Source organism: Butyrivibrio sp. VCB2006 (assembly GCF_000420945.1).
GTDB lineage: Bacteria > Bacillota > Clostridia > Lachnospirales > Lachnospiraceae > Butyrivibrio.
In genome coordinates, this window is the sequence record NZ_ATVX01000002.1 from 226016 (window position 1) to 244044 (window position 18029).

Sequence of the window (18029 nt, forward strand, 5' to 3'; positions counted from 1 at the left end):
TCAATATAATCATTATATTAGATATTATATCTCATTCTTGCCAAAATGGCCGTTTAATCACCTGAATTCATTATACTCCCTATGTTTCCTGATAACCTTAGTACTCTTTTTCTTGGCATTCTTCCTGACTTTATTCATGTGATGATCATCATACAGAACCTTAACTGCAGGATGGAAAAATCTGTTAATAAAGGCCCCGATAAGGAAAATATAAATACAGAAGTATAGCCAGAACATCATGATTACCGGTGTGGCCAGGCTTCCATAAATCGAGTACGAATTAGGCAGGCTTACATACAATGAAAAGAGCCACGAAAACACATACCATACAATTGCCGAAAAGACTGCACCGGGAAGCTGATATATAAACTTCATTCTGGCACTTGGCACAAAGGTATATATAAGAGCGAATGCAAAGGTTGCGATTCCTATCACCATTATAAATTTGAAATTTACAAAGAATTCAGCAAATGCCCACACATGGGGATAAGCATTTACAATAAGCTGTTTGACGAAATCACCGAATACCATGATAACAAGCATTATAAGCACAATTACGATCATCGCAATTGTATATAGAGCTGCTATAAATCTAAGGTAAAAATAATTACGACGCTCATCCACGTCATATATTGTATTAAGTCCCTTGATAAGTGCAAGCATTCCAAGGGCTCCTGTCCAAATTGCTGCAACAGCTGAAATTGAGAATACCGCAACAGACTGACCATAAGCTTCATTAACAAGCCTCATCATAATGTTGTCGGCAAAATCCGGTGTGAGCTCAGTCATGACTCTTACAAGGTCTTCTTCTGTAAGTGTTGTATAGGGAAGAACCGAAGATAAAAGAATAAGCATTGGAATAAGGGACACAATAAGAAAAAAAGCTGTACTGCTTGCGTAGGATTGCATATTCTTTTTTTGCATTCTTGTCGAAAAGTCCCTGGCAAGTGCGATCAGCGCAGCCTTAATATTCATAAGCAATCTCCCACACGTGGAAAAAGCAGCCATTTTCATGACTGCTTTTATTTCCTAAAATAAAACCCCAAAATGCCGGTTCCTGTTATTTGACTCCTAGCTAACGCCAGGTGGGTTACCGCAACCATAATCTCTGTCTCCCTCTCCCGTAGCTGGTCTGCGCACGCGCAGGGCCGAAGGTGTGACATCAAATATGATGATGTAGGAGTCCCGTTTAAAGAAATGTAGGTTCAAATTACACAGGAGTTGTCGGACATCCCAGGAGAACTACTTCGTAGTTCTTTTATACCTTTATTATACCCTTAAAGCCCCATTTTTCAAGGGGTTGGGTGCATATTTAATATATTATTTAAGATTCGTTCATTTTGTTCTCAAATATTGAAATAATATTCCCATTTCAGGTATTATCACTGAAGCAGAGAATCAAATTGCACGTGTTGCATCCTTGAGCCAAGCCTTTATTTCCTCATCTTCTATGAGTGGACTTACTCTGTCGTATACTGCCTTGTGATACTTATTAAGAAGCTCTACATGTTCAGGTTTCATGAAACGTGTATCAATGGCATCAAGATCGATTGGCGCATATGTTAAATGTTCAAATCCAAGGAACTGTCCGTACTCATTTTCAGAGCGCTTTACTACCTCGATGATATTCTCAATACGAATACCATGACTTCCCTCGATATAAACTCCGGGCTCATCAGAAACGATCATGCCTGGCTCAAGGAGAGCCTCTGAAGCACCTTCCACATATCTCCATCTGAGGCTGTGAGGACCCTCATGTACATTAAGGATATATCCGATACCATGACCTGTACCATGGTTGTAATCAATGCCGATGTCCCAAAGAGGTCTTCTTGCATAGATATCAAGGTTTCTGCCTGTACATCCATGGAGGAAAAGAGCATCCGCCATAGCCAGCATTCCTGCTACAGTTGCTGTGTAATGCTTCTTGATCTCATCAGAAATCTCACCGACAACAATTGTTCTTGTAACGTCGGTTGTACCACCCATGTAGGTTCCGCCTGAATCAACAAGGAGCATACCGCTTGCCTTAACCTGCGCTGCATTGTCCTTGGTTGCCTCGTAATGAGCCATGGCAGCGTTTGCATTGTAAGCACTGATTGTTGGGAAAGAAAGCTCAATGAAGCCCGGAAGCTCAGCTCTCATACTGTCAAGCTTTTCTGCTGCAGTATACTCAGTCATCTCAATTTTTCCAACATTCTTCTTAACCCAGTAGATAAACTCTGTAAGCTTGGCACTGTCGCGAAGATAAACCTCTCTGATATTCTTTAGCTCTGTGTCATTCTTGACAGCCTTCATAAGTTCTGTAGGATCTTTTTTGTTCTTTAACTGAACGCCTGCTGCCTTTGCCTTATCGCTAAGAGTCTTGAATGTAAGGAAATTGGTGTTTCTCTTATCATAGAGAATATCTCCGTCAAATCCATACTCTGAAACAAAACTCATAATTTCATGATAATCTCTAAGCTCAATGCCTACCTTATCGCAATATGCCTTAACGTCAGCAGTAACCTCTTTTCCCTGAACAAAGAGAATGAACTTATCCATGGTAACAAAAGCATATGCAAGAACTACAGGATTGCACTCCACATCATTACCACGAAGATTTGTAAGCCAGCAAATATCATCAAGTTTGGATAAAAGATGTGCCTTGCATCCTTCCTTTTCCATCTTGGCTCTTACATCGGAAAGCTTCTCAGCAAAGCTCTTACCGCAAAGCTCATCCGGCAAAACATACATGTCATGGCAAGGAAGAGCCGGTCTGTCAGTCCACACTGCTTCTGCAAGATCCTTGTCTATCTTGAAAGAGATTTTCTTATCAGCAAGCTTTTTCTCAAGCTTTTCTCCGATACTGGTAGAAACAACTCTTCCGTCAAAGCCAAGAGTCTGACCCTCTTTCATATTCTCGACGAGATATTCTTCGATAGTAGGCACTCCGGGATTTCCCATTTTAAAAAGCTCTACTCCGGTGCCCTTCATCTGGTTTTCAGCCTGAATAAAGTATCTTCCGTCTGTCCACATTCCCGCGAAATCTGCTGAAACAACAAGGGTTCCGTTTGATCCGTCAAATCCGCAGAAGTACTCTCTAACCTTGAAAAAGTCTGCTGAATATTCTGAGTTATGGAAGTCAGAAGTAGGCATCATGTAAAAATCAATTCCGCTGGCGGACATCTGAGCACGAAGCTCTGAAAGTCTGCCCTTGATAACTGCGTTCTCTGTAGCCATTATCAATGTCTCCTTTGAAAATCTATTTTGTCTCAAAACATGTTATCCATGTCAAACAATCTACAGAGAATTGTATCACAGTAACATATAGTTGCAAGAAAAAACTCCTGATGTGAAGATATGGTCCACATCAGGAGTATATAGTATTTATTCTGAATTTAAATTACTGAACAACCTGGAAATCAATAACTTCGCCATTCATGTAACGGTCGAAAAGGTCAGTCATAATGGAATCATCAGCCACCTTGCAATCATCCTCTGCCTCTGCATATTCTCTTACATCTGAATGAGCATAATATGTACCGTTTCCGTCACTATCATAATCTACCCAGCTTCCTTCAAGAACCATCATGTATTTCTGGCCCATGAAAGCATATTCTTTAATAAAGTGATTTCCACCTACAAAGAGCTTACCATCAGTAATTGAAAGAGGATATGCTGTGCCTCCTGCTGATACGTAACCTGCAAGATATGGAACACCATCTCCATAAGCGAAGATTTCTGCTTCAATAGCATTGTCTTTGTCTGTGTCAGGATCATGGAATGTATAATCAGTCACAAGAAGAACGTCCACTCCGTCGATTGTAGCATTTGCATAGGCAAAACCAGGCTCCAATTTGTCTACGATCTGAGTAAAGGTATCGCAGCCTGTTATATCAAGTGGTTCATGCTCATCCATATATGAGAGAGGATTGTAACCATACTGAGTCTCCTGGTCAAACATGCTCTCTACAACAGCCTGAATGTCAAAGCCATCCAGGTCTTTGGCTACTACAGAGAAAGAATATGCTGCACCAAGCTCTACATCATAGAAAGTGCAAAGATCAGCCCATTCCTCATCAGAAATATATCTGTAAAACTTTGCAGGCATTTTGCCATAGCCCCAATAGCCTAAATTCATTTCATCCGTAACAGTCCAGTCGTAGTACATTCCGGAGATATCTTCTGCATCTTCGCTTGTTGCCTGCTCTCTTGCTGTTACACTATAATGGTCAAGATCATAGGTGAGCTGAACTAATGGTCCGGGGAATCCTGAAGGATCAGCTACTGAATCGCATATACTCCACTGAACATTTGTTGCTCCTTCGGGAGCCTTAAAGAGCTTACCTACAGTCGCATTAGCTTCTTCATATGTAATGTCTCTCCAGGGATTGGCAATACCTACCTCCTGAGATGCTTCTTCGGAAGCCTCTACTGTATCTGCCAGAGCCACTTCTTCATTAGTAATATCAGATGTCTGCTCTGTTTCGACCTGAGTGCCACATCCCATTGCAGATAAAACCATGGCTCCTGTCATAAGTAAAGCTAAAATTCTTTTTTTCATAATAATTTCCCTCCTCAAACGTTTTCGTAATCGATTTACATTATTATCATATACCATTTTTTGTACCTAAATAATAAAAAAGCCATAAATATTGTGGTTTGAGCCGTCTCACATATTGTCATTTGATACTCATGGAATTAATTATGTTATGTGATATAATTGTGTAGATTCAAATGGCGGACGGCGTTTTTAGTATCTGCTAATTTATACGAAGGAGATTCTGTTATGGAAGAAAAAGATATTTTAAAACTTATCGATCACACACAGCTTCAGGCTAATGCTACATGGGAGGACATCGTTTCTCTTTGCGACGAGGCTGTTAAATATGGTACAGCTACTGTTTGTATTCCTCAGACATATCTTAAGAGAGTACACGACAAATATGGCGATAACCTTAAGCTCTGCACAGTAATCGGTTTCCCTCTTGGTTACAACTCAGCTCATTCCAAGGTTGTTGAGGCTCAGGATTCTATCGCAGACGGTGCATCTGAGATTGATACAGTAGTTAATATCAGTGATGTTAAGAACCATAGGTATGACGAAGTTAAAAAAGAGCTTGCTATGATCAAAGAGGCTTGCGGAGACAAGCTCCTTAAGGTCATCATCGAGACCTGCTATCTTACAGAAGAAGAAAAGATTGAGCTCTGCAAGATTGTTACAGAAGTTAAGGCTGATTATATCAAGACTTCTACAGGTTTTGGCACAGCAGGTGCTACAATTGCCGACATCGAGCTTTTCAAGAAGCACATCGGTCCTGATGTTAAGATCAAGGCTGCAGGTGGTATCCGTACAATCGAGGATGCTCTTGCATATGCTGAGGCTGGTTGCAGCCGTATTGGTTCATCCAAGGTTGCTCCTCTTATCGCAGCAAAGTACAATCTGTAATTTCTAAGTTTATTAAAGGGAGAAACTGCTTTTGCAATTTCTCCCTTTTTCTTATCATTCTTTTCTATTTCTCTGGTATCTTCCCATTATTTCTTTCAGACAGTTTAGGTGCAAGGGCCTGTTTCTCATTTTTAATTTCCCAGTGAATAAGGAATGTAAGCGCTGCTCTTAAGGTAATGATTGCTCCAAGGATTCCAAGTTCTGCCCAGTCCCTGACAACTACCGTCCTAAGCACCTCACCGCCAAGCTTAAATTCCAGCGCTAGAGCAATTCCCTGGGCCAGCTGAAGTCTTATGGACTCATCTTTTTTTAGCCAGAAAATAAAACTCTTTATAGCCGTAAAAACAAGGATACAGATGCCAAACAGTTCAAGTAAAAGTGTCGAAAACTCTACCACATAACGAAGTATGCTTTCCGCGCTCTGATATGCAGCTTCCATAAGCTACCTCCTACTGTTTTTCTCTCTCGTCAGCCATTTTAACAGCGCAGAAGGCTGCACAAACAGCCAGTACAAAAATAGTTGCCAAAGTTCTCATTGCTACTCTAAGTCCGAAATTATCTCCTATAAATCCTGTAAGGGCTGTAAATACAAAGCCTCCGATTCCTGTGGCTGTAGTAATCATACCTGTGGCTGTAGCAGTCTTTTTTCCCGCAAAAAGAAGCATCATATTAAGAACACTAGGATAAATTGCTCCACTGGCAAAGCCAAGCGGAATACACATAAAGAATACTACAAGACTGCTATCCATAAATGAGAGAATAAGGGTTATGAGCGGAATTGCAATCGTTGAAATAATAAGGATGTCTTTAGCTCTTTTAGAGAAAAGGCCTACCAATACCCTGGCCGGAATCATAACCGCCCAAAATACAGAAAGAGCATATTTTCCAAGTCCCGAATTAAGAGTACTGATAAACAAAGTATCCACAAAGAAAGAAAAGCCGTTTTCGAAACCTACATAGATACACATGATAACGCAAAGAAGAAGTATTCCTCCAAGGAAAAACTGTTTCTTTAGATCAGCATCATTGACGTTTTTGGTCTTTTCATCATTTGCAGTCTTATATTCAGTGGTCAGAACCTCTCTGACCATATCTCCTGCTCCCATCATTCCGGCAAAACAGATAATGCTGCCTACAGCAAGCATGGTAAACAGCGTCCTCCAGGGAAGGCCTTTACTGAGATAAAAGCTGACAACGAGAGGAGCAACCAAAGCGCCTAATGCATACATTGAGGTCATAAATCCTATTTTTCTGCTGTTTGTGATTGGATAAGCATCAGCCAGGGCTGCTATGGAAATGAACTGAAGGGCACTTGTGGTAAGTCCCAGGAAGAATACACCAAAAATGAAAAGCCACTGCGCATCAGTAAAAAGAATCAGCGTCGCAGCCACAAACTGGATTCCAAGAAGAATCTTTATACAGAAGGCTTTGCTGTTTCTGTCAGCCCAATTTCCTAATACGAGTGGCGCCAACATGGTAGCAAAAAGTTCTACCGAAGCAAAGAGCCCCATGGTTGTAACCGAAAGGTCATAGCTTTGTCCGATATTCCACAGACTGGCCTGATAGCCTCCGGCTTCAAATCCATTGATAAAAATAATTATGAATAAAACAATCCAAAGGTAATCGAATTTCTTCTTGTCCATAATCTCTCCTCTCAACTGTTTACCATATATTATTATAACGTATATTCGCTATCGTTTCACCAACAAAAAGTGCCCGCGAATAATGCATCACGGGCACAACAAAATCATAGTATTTACTTACGATCAGACATATCGACGTAGTCTTTTCGAGGTTCGATAGCCATATAGGCCGGACGAATGATCTTACCGTTGTTGGCAAGCTCCTCCATACGGTGAGCGCTCCAGCCAACGATTCTGGCAATGGCAAATATAGTAGGATAAAGTTCCTCGGGAAGCTCAAGCATTCTGTATACAAAGCCTGAGTAAAAGTCCACATTGGCACTTACACCTTTGTACATGGTGCGTTCCCCTGCAATCAGCTCAGGAGCTATTCTCTCAACCATCTCATATAGAGCCAGCTCATCTTCCCTGCCCTTTTCAGCTGCAAGCTTTTCCACAAAGCTCTTTAAGATAACAGCTCTTGGATCAGACTTGGAGTAAATAGCATGACCTATGCCGTATATAAGGCCTGCCCCGTCAAAGGCTTCCTTGTTAAGGATCTTGTCCAGGTAAGCTCTTACCTCATCTTCATCCTTCCAATTCTTGACATTGGCCTCGATATCATCAAACATATGAACAACCTTAATGTTTGCTCCGCCATGTCTTGGTCCCTTAAGGGATCCAATCGCAGCAGCAATTACAGAGTAGGTATCTGTAAGAGATGAGCTTACAACATGGGTTGTAAAGGATGAATTGTTACCACCGCCATGCTCCATATGAAGCACAAGGCAGATATCAAGAAGCTTAGCCTCAAGCTCAGTATACTTACTGTCAGGACGCAGCAGATAAAGAATTGTTTCTGCCGTAGATAATTCCTCCATCGGCGGATGAATAATAAGCGAATTTCCCTCATGATAATGGTTGTAAGCATGATATCCGTAAATAGATAAAAGAGGGAACATACTGATAAGCTGAAGTGACTGCCTAAGTACATTTGGAAGTGATACGTCATCCGCATGATCGTCGTAGGCGTACAAGGTAAGAACACTTCTTGCCAATGTGTTCATCATATCTCTACTTGGAGCTTTCATGATTACATCACGGACAAAGCTGGGCGGAAGACTCTTGTAGATTCCAAGAAGCTTTTCGAACTCGAACAGCTCTTTTCCCGTAGGCAGCTTGTCAAAAAGAAGAAGATACACACACTCCTCAAAAGCAAATCTATTCTCTCTTACCGCAGCATCAATAAGCTGATGAACATCATAGCCTCTAAAATAGATTTCACCATCAGCAGGTACTTCTTTTCCATCAATATTCTTTTTGGCAATAATTTCTGAAATTCTGGTAAGTCCTGTAAGAACACCCTTACCATTTAGATCACGAAGACCTCTTTTGACATCGTATTTAACAAAAAGATCATTTTCAATAAGATCAGCTTCTTTGGAAAGCTTTGATAGTTCAACAATTTCCGGTGTGTTTTCCGAGTAATAACCCTTGCCTAAATCCATACGCACCTCCTATATTAAACATTTCAGATCAGTAGAATTTTCTTTTTCCCTTATCAATGATGAGATTACCTATAATCAGCACCACCAAGGCTATTGCATATATTATAACATGAACATCCCCTCTTCCGATAAGGTCGAGAAAGATTCCTATAACTCCAAGAAGAGTAAGTGCAAGACCCTGAGCCACATGGCGGGGATATGCATACTTCTTGAAGCCCTCTCTGTCTTTCATTCCCTGAACATTAACGTCGGCAGGAACAATTACGCCAACTTTGATTTTGTCAGCAATCTTCATCTGAACAGCGTAGTACATAATGTACACGCCGCCGATGATAATCGCCAGATCAAATATATTATTAAATGTATCCATATTCGAATAATCCTGTAATTCTTGTTATTTCTGATATTTATAATATGTCTTTTGCGCAATACTCACATTACTTGGATAAAAAATCCATAACAGCCTGCTGCATATCATCCTTGGCAACAACTGTCTTGTGTCTGATCTCTGCAGTTCTGATAGATGTTACAGCCTCTGGAATCTCAACACCTGAAACAACTGAAAGCTCATCTGCAAGAGCAAAATCGTCCTTGCTCTCATCGCCCTTACCAAGAGCATTCATAACGCTTCTTGTAAATTTGAATGGGCTTGCGGTAGATGCAATAACTGTAACGGTCTTGTCACAGGTCTGCTCTACGTATTTGCTGTAAACTGCACTGGCAACAGCTGTATGTGTATCCATAAGGTATCCTGTCTTATCAAATACCTTTTTGATAGTAGCAAAGGTCTCTTCCTCTGTTGCAAATCCTCCAAAGAAGTCAACGAGTTTAGCTCTCATCTCATCAGTTATCTCATACTTACCTGTCTGAGTGAGCTGAGACATGAATGCTGCATCTTTTTCTGCGTTGTCGCCTGCAATGTGATAGATAAGTCTCTCAAGGTTGCTTGAAATAAGAATATCCATTGAAGGTGATGATGTAAGCACAAAGTCACGGTTTCTGTCATATTCACCGGTCTGGAAGAAATCAAACAAAACCTTATTTGAATTTGATGCGCAAACAAGCTTTGCAATAGGCACTCCCATATTCTTGGCATAGTATGCAGCAAGGATATTACCAAAGTTACCTGTAGGAACTACTACGTTGATGGAATCTCCGTCAGCAATTCTGCCCTCCTTAAGGAGTTTGGCATATGAATATACGTAGTAAACAATCTGTGGAACAAGTCTCCCGATATTGATCGAGTTTGCTGATGAGAACTGGAAGCCCTTGGCATCAAGCTCTTTCGCAAGTTCTTTATCAGTAAAGATTTTCTTAACGCCGGTCTGGGCATCATCGAAGTTTCCTTCAATTCCGATTACGCAGGTATTGTCACCCTTCTGAGTAACCATCTGCTGTTCCTGAATAGGGCTAACACCATGTTTAGGGTAAAAGACAATGATTCTTGTGCCGGGAACATCTGCAAATCCTGCAAGAGCTGCTTTACCTGTATCTCCGCTAGTTGCTGTGAGAATAACAATCTCATTCTTTACATTATTCTTTTTGGCTGCAGTAGTCATAAGATATGGCAAAATTGAAAGTGCCATGTCCTTGAAAGCAATTGTTGCTCCGTGATAAAGTTCAAGATAAAATGCACCGTCAGCCTCGGAAATCGGAGCAATCTCCTCTGTGTCGAACTTGGAATCATAAGCATGCTCGATACAGTATCTAAGTTCTTCCTCAGTATAATCTGTCAAAAGAAGCTTCATTACCTCAAAGGCGGTCTCCTTATAGTCAAGCTGCGCGATCTCGCTGAGAGTCTTTTCCAAATGTGGAATATGATCAGGGACATATAATCCTCCGTCGGGAGCAAGTCCTCTTAAAATTGCTTCAGATGCCTTGATCTGCCCCAAAGCGCCTCTAGTGCTACTGTACAAAACTTCCTTTGCCATTGCGTTCACTCCTCTTTTGTTGTTAAAATAGTAATATATTATCGATATAGTGTAATTGCAAAAAATTCGGAAATAAAAGCGATGAATATCTCTTTGAGTACACAGTATACCATAATACCGGCTGATATATCTACACAATATTTTAGCACTTTGAATTATTAAAGTTATTACATTTTGACAAAGTGTATTTCCTGGTATAGCTCTTTTAATAGGAGGCTGATTTGAAACCTAAGAAAAAAGCGGTGGGTGTATATATAACAACCTTAAAAGACGGAACGCCTTCTTTCAGAGCGTCTATTACCCATGGCGGCAAACATATTTCTCTGGGCTCTTTTGACAGCGAAAAAGAAGCTGCCGCTGTGTATAAGGAAGCTTCTAAAATTCTAAATAGTCCTAAGATTACAATTGCCTCTTATCAATCCCTTACAGCAAACAATAAAATGAATCACATTCCCTATGAAAAGTTTGTAAGTCTCATAAATTACAGAGATAAGGGGATGTACATTCCAACTCCTATATATCTTGAAAAGAACTATTTTACCTATCATCTTGCTCCTGACTACGCATTAAAATTCGATATTGAGGATCTCTTTTACTACTCTTCTCACAAGATCATGAAAAGAGGCTCCCATCTGTTTGTAGCAGACTACGGAAGCCAGCTTTCTGTTCTGCAGCGCTATGGAATCCAGAGTTATGCCGTTGAAGGAAGAGACTATCAGTTCGCCAACGATGATCCCACAGATTTCAGATATGAAAATATCATTATCCTCAACAGATACCGAGGCGTCAGACAGTTTGCAGAAAAAGGCTTTATCAGATACAAGGCTGTGATACATGTTCGAAGTAATCACGTTATCGGCAAGTACAACACCGAGGCAGAAGCTGCCATTGCCTACAACAAGGCCATAGATATTCTGACAAGAAATGGGGTAAAGAAAAACTTCCAGCCAAACTTTGTTGAGGATCTTTCTCCTTCCCAATATGCAGATATATACATGAAGCTTAAAATTTCTCCGAAGATTGAAAGAGTAAAAAACTTGCAAGGACCAAATACTTGATGTACGATATAGTCCGAAATAAATTGAGAACAATCTAAATTTCGTAAGTGTTCTGTTTCTAATCCGAATATCAAAGTAATTCTTACGATAATATTAGGAGATAAAATGGCTAACCCTATGTCCCAGAAATACGCCAAGGATATGACTGTCGGTGATCCCACCAAGCTCATCCTTGCTTTCATGTTTCCCATGATGATGGGAAATATATTTCAGCAGTTTTATAACATCGTTGATACAATTATCGCAGGAAGATTTATTGACGCCAGAGCTCTTGCGGCAGTTGGCTCCACAGGACATATAACCAATCTGTTCTTTGCTCTCGGAAATGGTCTGGCAACCGGTATCGGAATTGTTGTATCCCAGTTTTTTGGCGCAGGCAATATGAAGGGTGTTAAAAAAGTAATAACTAATGCCCTTGTCATGGTAAGTGCTACTTCCTTATTTGTTGGTCTTCTTGGTTTTATCTTCTCAAGGCCTGTTCTTACTTATGTAATGAAGACACCGGAAGATATCCTTGAAAACGCCATTGCCTATATGTCAATCACATGTATAGGCTTTATAGGCACAGCTCTCTACAACACCATTTCATATATTATGAGAGGAATAGGCGACTCTAAAACACCTCTCTATTTTCTTATAGTATCCAGTTTTTTAAATGTAGCCATGGACCTTGTCTTTGTAATCGCATTCGGCATGGGAGTTGCCGGACTTGCCATTGCTACAATCACAGCACAGGCCCTTTCCGCAGCATGCTCGATAATATATGCATTCCTTAGAAATCCTGTCTTCAAGATTGATAAGTCTGACTGGAAAATGGATAAACAGATTATTGCCAAGTGCTACACCATCGGCGGATCAATGGCCCTCCAGAGCGGCCTTGTTGCTCTTTCTTTCGTTATCCTTCAGCGAGTTATCAATTCCTTTGACTCCGTTGTTGTGGCAGCATTTACCACCACAAGTAAGATTGAAAACCTTGTAAACATGCAGTTTAAAGCTCTTCAGGATTCTCTTTCAACCTTTACCGGACAGAACATAGGTGCCAGAAAAGGTGACAGAGTACGAAAAGGCTTTAATAACGGCGCAAGAATGATGATCATCTACGCCATTGCAATGATAATTGTTATGGGACTTTTCGGAGACGTTTTAGTCAAGATATTCATAGACAGTTCTGAAACTGAGATTATAGCATACGGTTCCAAGGCGATGCGTATTTTATCTTACTTCTACCTGCCTCTTGGAATGATTTATGTTTGTCGCGGCATATTAAATGGTGCAGGCGATGCCAAGTTCCCAGCAATTTCCGGAGCTTCTGAGATGATCGGACGTATCGTTTTCCCGGCACTTCTGTGCTCTATTCCTTTCATTGGAGCATGGGGACTTTGGATTGCAACAGGCATCACCTGGACCATTGTTGGTGTCACCGCATTCGTGCGCTTCAACATGAAAGACTGGAGAAAAGGGCTCGATATATAAATCGAGTCCTTTATTTTTTCGATTAACTCACTCCAAATATGCTTCTATCATCTGTTTACCACTAATAACCATTACACTCTGGTGGTCCACTTGGTGCAATCCACTACCTGAGTAGCGAGACTCTCGTAGAAGTCAGGCTCGTGGCATACCATAAGAATGCTTCCTTTGTACTCCTTGAGGGCACGAAGAAGTTCTGCCTTGGCATCTACATCCAAATGGTTTGTAGGCTCGTCCAGAACAAGAATATTGGACTCTCTGTTAATGAGTTTGCAAAGACGAACCTTGGCCTGCTCACCACCTGATAAAACCTTACACTTACTCTCAATGTGCTTGGTAGTAAGGCCGCACTTTGCGAGAGCTGAACGAACCTCATACTGAGAAAATCCAGGGAATTCCTTCCAGATTTCCTCCATGCAGGTTGTCTGAATATCCGGAGACATTTCCTGTTCAAAGTAACCAACCTCTACGTTTTCTCCCCTTTCAACTGTTCCGCTGATAGCAGGGATAAGTCCGAGAATACTCTTAAGAAGTGTTGTCTTACCAATTCCGTTGGCACCGGTAAGAACTATCTTTGAGCCGCGCTCAATCACCATATTAAGAGGTGATGACAATGGCTCATCATATCCGATCACAAGGTCTTTGGTTTCAAATAAAACCTTGCCTGGAGTTCTTGCAGTCTTAAAGTTAAACTCAGGCTTGGGCTTTTCCTGAACCTTCTCGATAAGTTCCATATTATCCAGCTTTTTTTGGCGGGCCATAGCCATATTTCTTGTGGCAACGCGGGCTTTGTTTCTGGCAACGAAATCCTTGAGGTCAGCGATTTCCTGCTGTTGTCTATTGTAAGCAGCCTCTCTCTGAGCCTTTTTCATCTCGTACACTTCCATAAACTTGTCATAATCACCAACATAACGGTCAAGGCTGTGAGTCTGGCCATCCATGTGATAAATAATGTTTACAACACTGTTAAGGAAAGGTATATCGTGAGAAATCAGGATAAATGCATTGTCATACTCCTGAAGATATCTTGTAAGCCATACAATGTGATCTGCATCAAGATAGTTGGTAGGCTCATCCAAAAGAAGAATGTCAGGTTTCTCTAAAAGGAGCTTACCAAGAAGGATCTTGGTTCTCTGTCCTCCTGAAAGCTCAGTAACATCTCTGTCCAGTCCAAGATCAAGGAAGCCAAGTGCTCTTGAGACCTCTTCTATCTTGGAATCAATAAGATAGAAATCTCTGTTTGTAAGAAGATCCTGAATGGTACCAAGTTCCTCCATGTAGCCTTCAAGCTGCGCCTCATCTGCCTCGCCCATGGCATCACAGATTTCATTCATTCGTGTTTCCATGGCATATAACGGTTCATAAGCAGATGCCAGGACATCGCGAATAGTCATGCCTTCTTTTAACACTGCATGCTGATCCAGGTAACCGACCTTAACATTCTTGGCCCACTCGATCTTGCCTGCATCCGGCATGAGCTTACCAATAATAATATTCATAAATGTGGACTTGCCTTCGCCGTTAGCTCCGACAAGTCCAATATGTTCGCCCTTCAAAAGTCTAAAAGAAACATCGTCAAAAATCGCTCTGTCTCCAAATCCGTGGGTCAAGTGTTCAACATTTAAAATACTCATAAAACTCCTCAAATAACTTATATTTACAGTAATCTGTTTCAAAAATAATCAGTAGTACTGACTATCATCTGACTTTCTTATAAAGATAATACATGAAATCATAATCTCCGGAAGAATACTCTTCTGAATCTATAAGATCATAGTGGTCATCAATGGATTCCGGAATGGAATCTCTGACAAGAACATAATCAATAAGCCCTTCCCTGACATATCTCTCCTGCTCCATGTATGGATTGTTGGCAGGATCATCTATATCAAGAGTCTGTGTCTGAAACCATCTGCAGCTTGGCACTATATCACAGAGAGTATAAAGTCCCGCATCAAGACATCCAACATTTAAAAGTGTGGGATCCTCAGTTTCAAGCACCTCGTCCCTGAATCTATACAGGAAGAAATCGTCTCTTTTCTGGGCCATAAAAGGAACATTCATTGAAAAGGTAGCTATCTGCATCAGAGCCATCATAAGGGCAAATATCGGAAGCCCCATAAAGCCGAAACCTATTGTTTCATTGCTAACTGCCTTATCAAGATGGTGAGATAAAAGAGCTCCTCCGAACGCCGCAAAAATACTAAGCGGCAGAGAATAATACGGCAGTTCTCTTCCACCTCCGAATATTCCAAGGAATGTAAACACAAACAAAATAACAATACTGATTCTGGCTAAAACAGTAGCCTTAAAGTCCAAAACAGTGGCAATAAGTCCTGCGATAACAAGGAACATATACATCCAGTTTTGCCATATTAGCCAGTAAAAAATCTTGATCATAGCTTTAATTGCTTCGAAAATACCAGCATCTCCACCGGCCTTATTGTAAACAAACACATTTACATGGATATAACCCCAGTACCACTCATATAAACCGCCCTGAACACCAAAATAGATAATCCAAGGCACAAAGGTTATGAACATTCCAAGCAGATATACAAGGCATGCCTTAATAGCACCGCTAAAATCTTTATGAACAAGAAAAGATATAAATGTAAGCATCATCCAGGCGAAGAAAAATCCAAGTCCCGTGAACTTGATATTTGCTACAATTCCAGCCATTACACCGCCAAGAAGAACTCTTCTCATGCTCATAACGCCACTTGGGTATTGATTTTTGAAGTAATCAATAAAAAGATAAAGACCAGCCAGGAAAAATGGCAGACAGATTTCCTCAGCGGATCCGCCCCACCAAAAACTCCTTGAACTAACTATTCCTCCAAACACCATAATAGCAAGTGTAATTGAAGTCTTATGGCCGGCGTAAATCTTGATTATCATATATATCAGGGCAACATCAGCCACGCCAAGAATAACTTCTAACAGAAATACTCCAGCAAAGGTTGTATGAGATATCAGATATGCTATACCGTACAGGAAGTAAAGATACATACCTTTCTGATCAAAGATATCTCTATAGGGCATTTTGCCATTGAAGATGCCTTTTCCCACACTAAAGTAGCTATTTGCATCATCCCAGTTGTTAAGCGGATATAGAAACGAAGACCTGCTGGCAAAAGCAAGACAGGCAGTAACTGCCAATATAAAGACTATACTCTTTTGAATAAGGGCTTTATGCTCTTTTTGCATAAACTCACTCCATGAATCAATGTAAAAAACTATATTTTTGTTTGAGTATCCTTTTTTCGTAAATACCATGATATAGTGTTACCATACATAAATCAACCTAAAAAAGAAAGGATTTCTTTATATATGTTATATATCACCAGACACGGCAAAACAGATTGGAATGTTATTGAAAAACTTCAGGGGCATGTTGACATCCCATTAAATCAGGAAGGTATTACTTCTGCCAAGGCCGCCCACGACAAATACAAGGATATTCACTTTGATATATGCTATTGTTCTCCGCTTCAAAGAGCCAGAAAAACTGCAGAAATTTTTCTTGAAGGGACAGGAACAGAAATAATCACAGATGACAGACTTATAGAAATGGGCTTTGGAGAGTACGAAGGGATAACCGGATATTTCAACAATCCCGACTGCCCTATCAATGATCTTTTCGTAAATCCCACTAAGTATGTAAAAACAGGTGGCGCCGAATCCTTCGAGGAATTGTTTGCAAGGACAGGATCTTTCCTTGATGAAGTTATATACCCCGAACTGGCCAAAAAAAGAGACGTCCTTATTGTAGGACACGGTGCAATGAATTGCAGCCTCATCTCACAAATTAAGGATACGCCTCTTGATAAATTCTGGACTAATTTAATTGGTAACTGCGAACTGGTTAAGCTTCTGGACTAAACACAGGATCCACAGGCTGACCTGTTACAGGATCATACTGAATAGGCTGTACAGGTACAAATACCTCTACTGTTTGCTGAGTAACAGGCTGAACAGGAATCACAGGTTCTACTATAGGCTGTGGCTGAACAGGCATCACCGGTTCTACTACAGGCTGCGTCTGAACGAAATCTTGCACTGGTGCATTTGGATGAAGTGGCTGTCCTGTCATAGGATCAAAGTTCATTGCAGGCTGCTGAACAGGTGTAAGTCTCTGGCCTGTCATAGGATCGAAGTTCATAGCCGGCTGAACAGGAGTTACAGGTGGTACTACAGGCTGAACCGGAGTCATAGGTGCTACCACAGGTTGCTGAGGAACGAAGCCCTGTACAGGTGCAATTGGCTGAAGCGGCTGTCCTGTCATAGGATCAAAATTCATAGCCGCCTGAGGCACAAGAGCTGTATCAGCCTTAGAAAGCTTAAGAACTTTGATAATGGCGTATGCTGTGATTCCAATCTCAAATATAAAGAAGGCAACCATCACGATCGGATAATACTCTGCCACTGACAATACAAAATCGTAGAAGCCATGGATACATACCGGAATAATAAGGGCAAGGGCAAGATTTCTGTCTTTTCCGTTCTTGTCACCAAGTATCTCACATTTCTTGGCAGCTCCGAAATAGCATCCCATAAATACTGCATCAATAGCATGTCCGGGAACTGAAAGGAATGCTCTCATAATAGCAGTAGATAACCCACCGTTAGATATATACACAATGTTCTCTAAAGCTGCAAAGCCAAGAGATGAAAAAACTGCATATACTACCGCATCAAAAGTATAGTTAAACGCCGGGTGCTTCCAAGCAACTTTCTTAACAACCACGTATTTGCCTGCTTCTTCTGCAAGAGCAACAATAAGGAAATTCTCAATGATCATATAGATCATTTCATCTTCATAAAAGAATAAATCAAGAATTCCCCCGCCAATAACCTCCAGGAAATAAGCACTAAGCGTAGATAAAACACCGAAAAGGAAAATCTTGACCAAAAGATCTGTCGGCTCTTTCTCAATCTTGTCTGCCTTGTAAATAAAATACAAGAGCACAGCTGCCGGCAATATTGCCAAGTACATTAAAAACATA

Annotated in this window: 15 protein-coding genes and 1 other RNA gene; 4 read left to right on the forward strand and 12 right to left on the reverse strand. The window is 40.8% G+C overall.

Going from position 1 to position 18029, the window contains the following annotated elements:
- Positions 1-57: 57 nt before the first annotated feature.
- The 4 genes from G613_RS0102405 to G613_RS0102415 all read right to left on the reverse strand — a co-directional run bounded on the left by G613_RS0102405 (position 58) and on the right by G613_RS0102415 (position 4546).
- The gene (locus G613_RS0102405) at positions 58-975 is read right to left on the reverse strand and encodes a YihY/virulence factor BrkB family protein (protein ID WP_029231130.1); all 918 of its coding nucleotides are present in this window, start codon (positions 973-975) and stop codon (positions 58-60) included.
- Between the two features lie 60 nt (positions 976-1035).
- A non-coding RNA gene (ssrS, locus tag G613_RS18985) (6S RNA) lies at positions 1036-1243 on the reverse strand.
- A 155-nt stretch (positions 1244-1398) separates the two neighbouring features.
- A complete protein-coding gene (locus G613_RS0102410) occupies positions 1399-3222 on the reverse strand; it encodes an aminopeptidase P family protein (RefSeq protein WP_029674417.1) in 1824 nt (607 codons plus the stop codon).
- A 163-nt stretch (positions 3223-3385) separates the two neighbouring features.
- The gene (locus G613_RS0102415; RefSeq protein WP_029231132.1) at positions 3386-4546 is read right to left on the reverse strand and encodes a hypothetical protein; all 1161 of its coding nucleotides are present in this window, start codon (positions 4544-4546) and stop codon (positions 3386-3388) included.
- A gap of 225 nt (positions 4547-4771) precedes the next feature.
- Here G613_RS0102415 and deoC point away from each other — a divergent pair, with 225 nt between their 5' ends.
- Complete coding sequence (gene deoC / locus G613_RS0102420) at positions 4772-5431, forward strand: deoxyribose-phosphate aldolase (RefSeq protein WP_029231133.1); 660 nt, start codon at positions 4772-4774, stop codon at positions 5429-5431.
- A 64-nt stretch (positions 5432-5495) separates the two neighbouring features.
- On the opposite strand, the gene G613_RS0102425 is transcribed toward deoC, so the two are convergent.
- The 5 genes from G613_RS0102425 to thrC all read right to left on the reverse strand — a co-directional run bounded on the left by G613_RS0102425 (position 5496) and on the right by thrC (position 10492).
- On the reverse strand, positions 5496-5870 hold the full coding sequence (locus G613_RS0102425; protein WP_029231134.1) for a DUF1622 domain-containing protein: 375 nt from the start codon (positions 5868-5870) through the stop codon (positions 5496-5498).
- 10 nt (positions 5871-5880) lie between these two features.
- Complete coding sequence (locus G613_RS0102430) at positions 5881-7074, reverse strand: MFS transporter (RefSeq protein WP_029231135.1); 1194 nt, start codon at positions 7072-7074, stop codon at positions 5881-5883.
- A 113-nt stretch (positions 7075-7187) separates the two neighbouring features.
- The gene (locus G613_RS0102435; protein ID WP_029231136.1) at positions 7188-8561 is read right to left on the reverse strand and encodes a citrate/2-methylcitrate synthase; all 1374 of its coding nucleotides are present in this window, start codon (positions 8559-8561) and stop codon (positions 7188-7190) included.
- Between the two features lie 28 nt (positions 8562-8589).
- Complete coding sequence (locus G613_RS0102440; protein WP_029231137.1) at positions 8590-8931, reverse strand: hypothetical protein; 342 nt, start codon at positions 8929-8931, stop codon at positions 8590-8592.
- A 67-nt stretch (positions 8932-8998) separates the two neighbouring features.
- Positions 8999-10492 (reverse strand): threonine synthase, encoded by a 1494-nt coding sequence (gene thrC / locus G613_RS0102445; RefSeq protein ID WP_029231138.1) that lies wholly within the window; start codon positions 10490-10492, stop codon positions 8999-9001.
- Positions 10493-10713: 221 nt separating this feature from the next.
- Here thrC and G613_RS0102450 point away from each other — a divergent pair, with 221 nt between their 5' ends.
- Both G613_RS0102450 and G613_RS0102455 read left to right on the forward strand, forming a co-directional pair.
- Positions 10714-11550: a hypothetical protein gene (locus G613_RS0102450; RefSeq protein ID WP_029231139.1), complete on the forward strand. Its 837-nt coding sequence runs from the start codon at positions 10714-10716 to the stop codon at positions 11548-11550.
- A 105-nt stretch (positions 11551-11655) separates the two neighbouring features.
- Positions 11656-13023, forward strand: a complete 1368-nt coding sequence (locus tag G613_RS0102455) for an MATE family efflux transporter (RefSeq protein WP_081647742.1) — start codon at positions 11656-11658, stop codon at positions 13021-13023.
- Positions 13024-13094: 71 nt separating this feature from the next.
- Here the strand turns inward: G613_RS0102455 and G613_RS0102460 are convergent, their stop codons facing one another.
- Together G613_RS0102460 and G613_RS0102465 are read right to left on the reverse strand one after the other, a co-directional pair.
- Positions 13095-14654, reverse strand: coding sequence for an ABC-F family ATP-binding cassette domain-containing protein (locus tag G613_RS0102460; protein WP_029231141.1), 1560 nt, complete (start codon positions 14652-14654; stop codon positions 13095-13097).
- A 64-nt stretch (positions 14655-14718) separates the two neighbouring features.
- Positions 14719-16230 carry a hypothetical protein gene (locus G613_RS0102465; protein WP_029231142.1) on the reverse strand — a complete coding sequence of 504 codons (1512 nt, stop codon included), beginning with the start codon at positions 16228-16230 and terminating at the stop codon, positions 14719-14721.
- A gap of 123 nt (positions 16231-16353) precedes the next feature.
- On the opposite strand from G613_RS0102465, the gene G613_RS0102470 reads away from it, so the two are divergent.
- Positions 16354-16905 carry a histidine phosphatase family protein gene (locus G613_RS0102470; protein ID WP_029231143.1) on the forward strand — a complete coding sequence of 184 codons (552 nt, stop codon included), beginning with the start codon at positions 16354-16356 and terminating at the stop codon, positions 16903-16905.
- On the opposite strand, the gene G613_RS18355 is transcribed toward G613_RS0102470, so the two are convergent.
- The gene (locus G613_RS18355; protein WP_029231144.1) at positions 16889-18028 is read right to left on the reverse strand and encodes a PrsW family glutamic-type intramembrane protease; all 1140 of its coding nucleotides are present in this window, start codon (positions 18026-18028) and stop codon (positions 16889-16891) included. The two genes, G613_RS0102470 and G613_RS18355, sit on opposite strands and share 17 nt — an antisense overlap.
- Between the last annotated feature and the right edge of the window lies 1 nt (position 18029).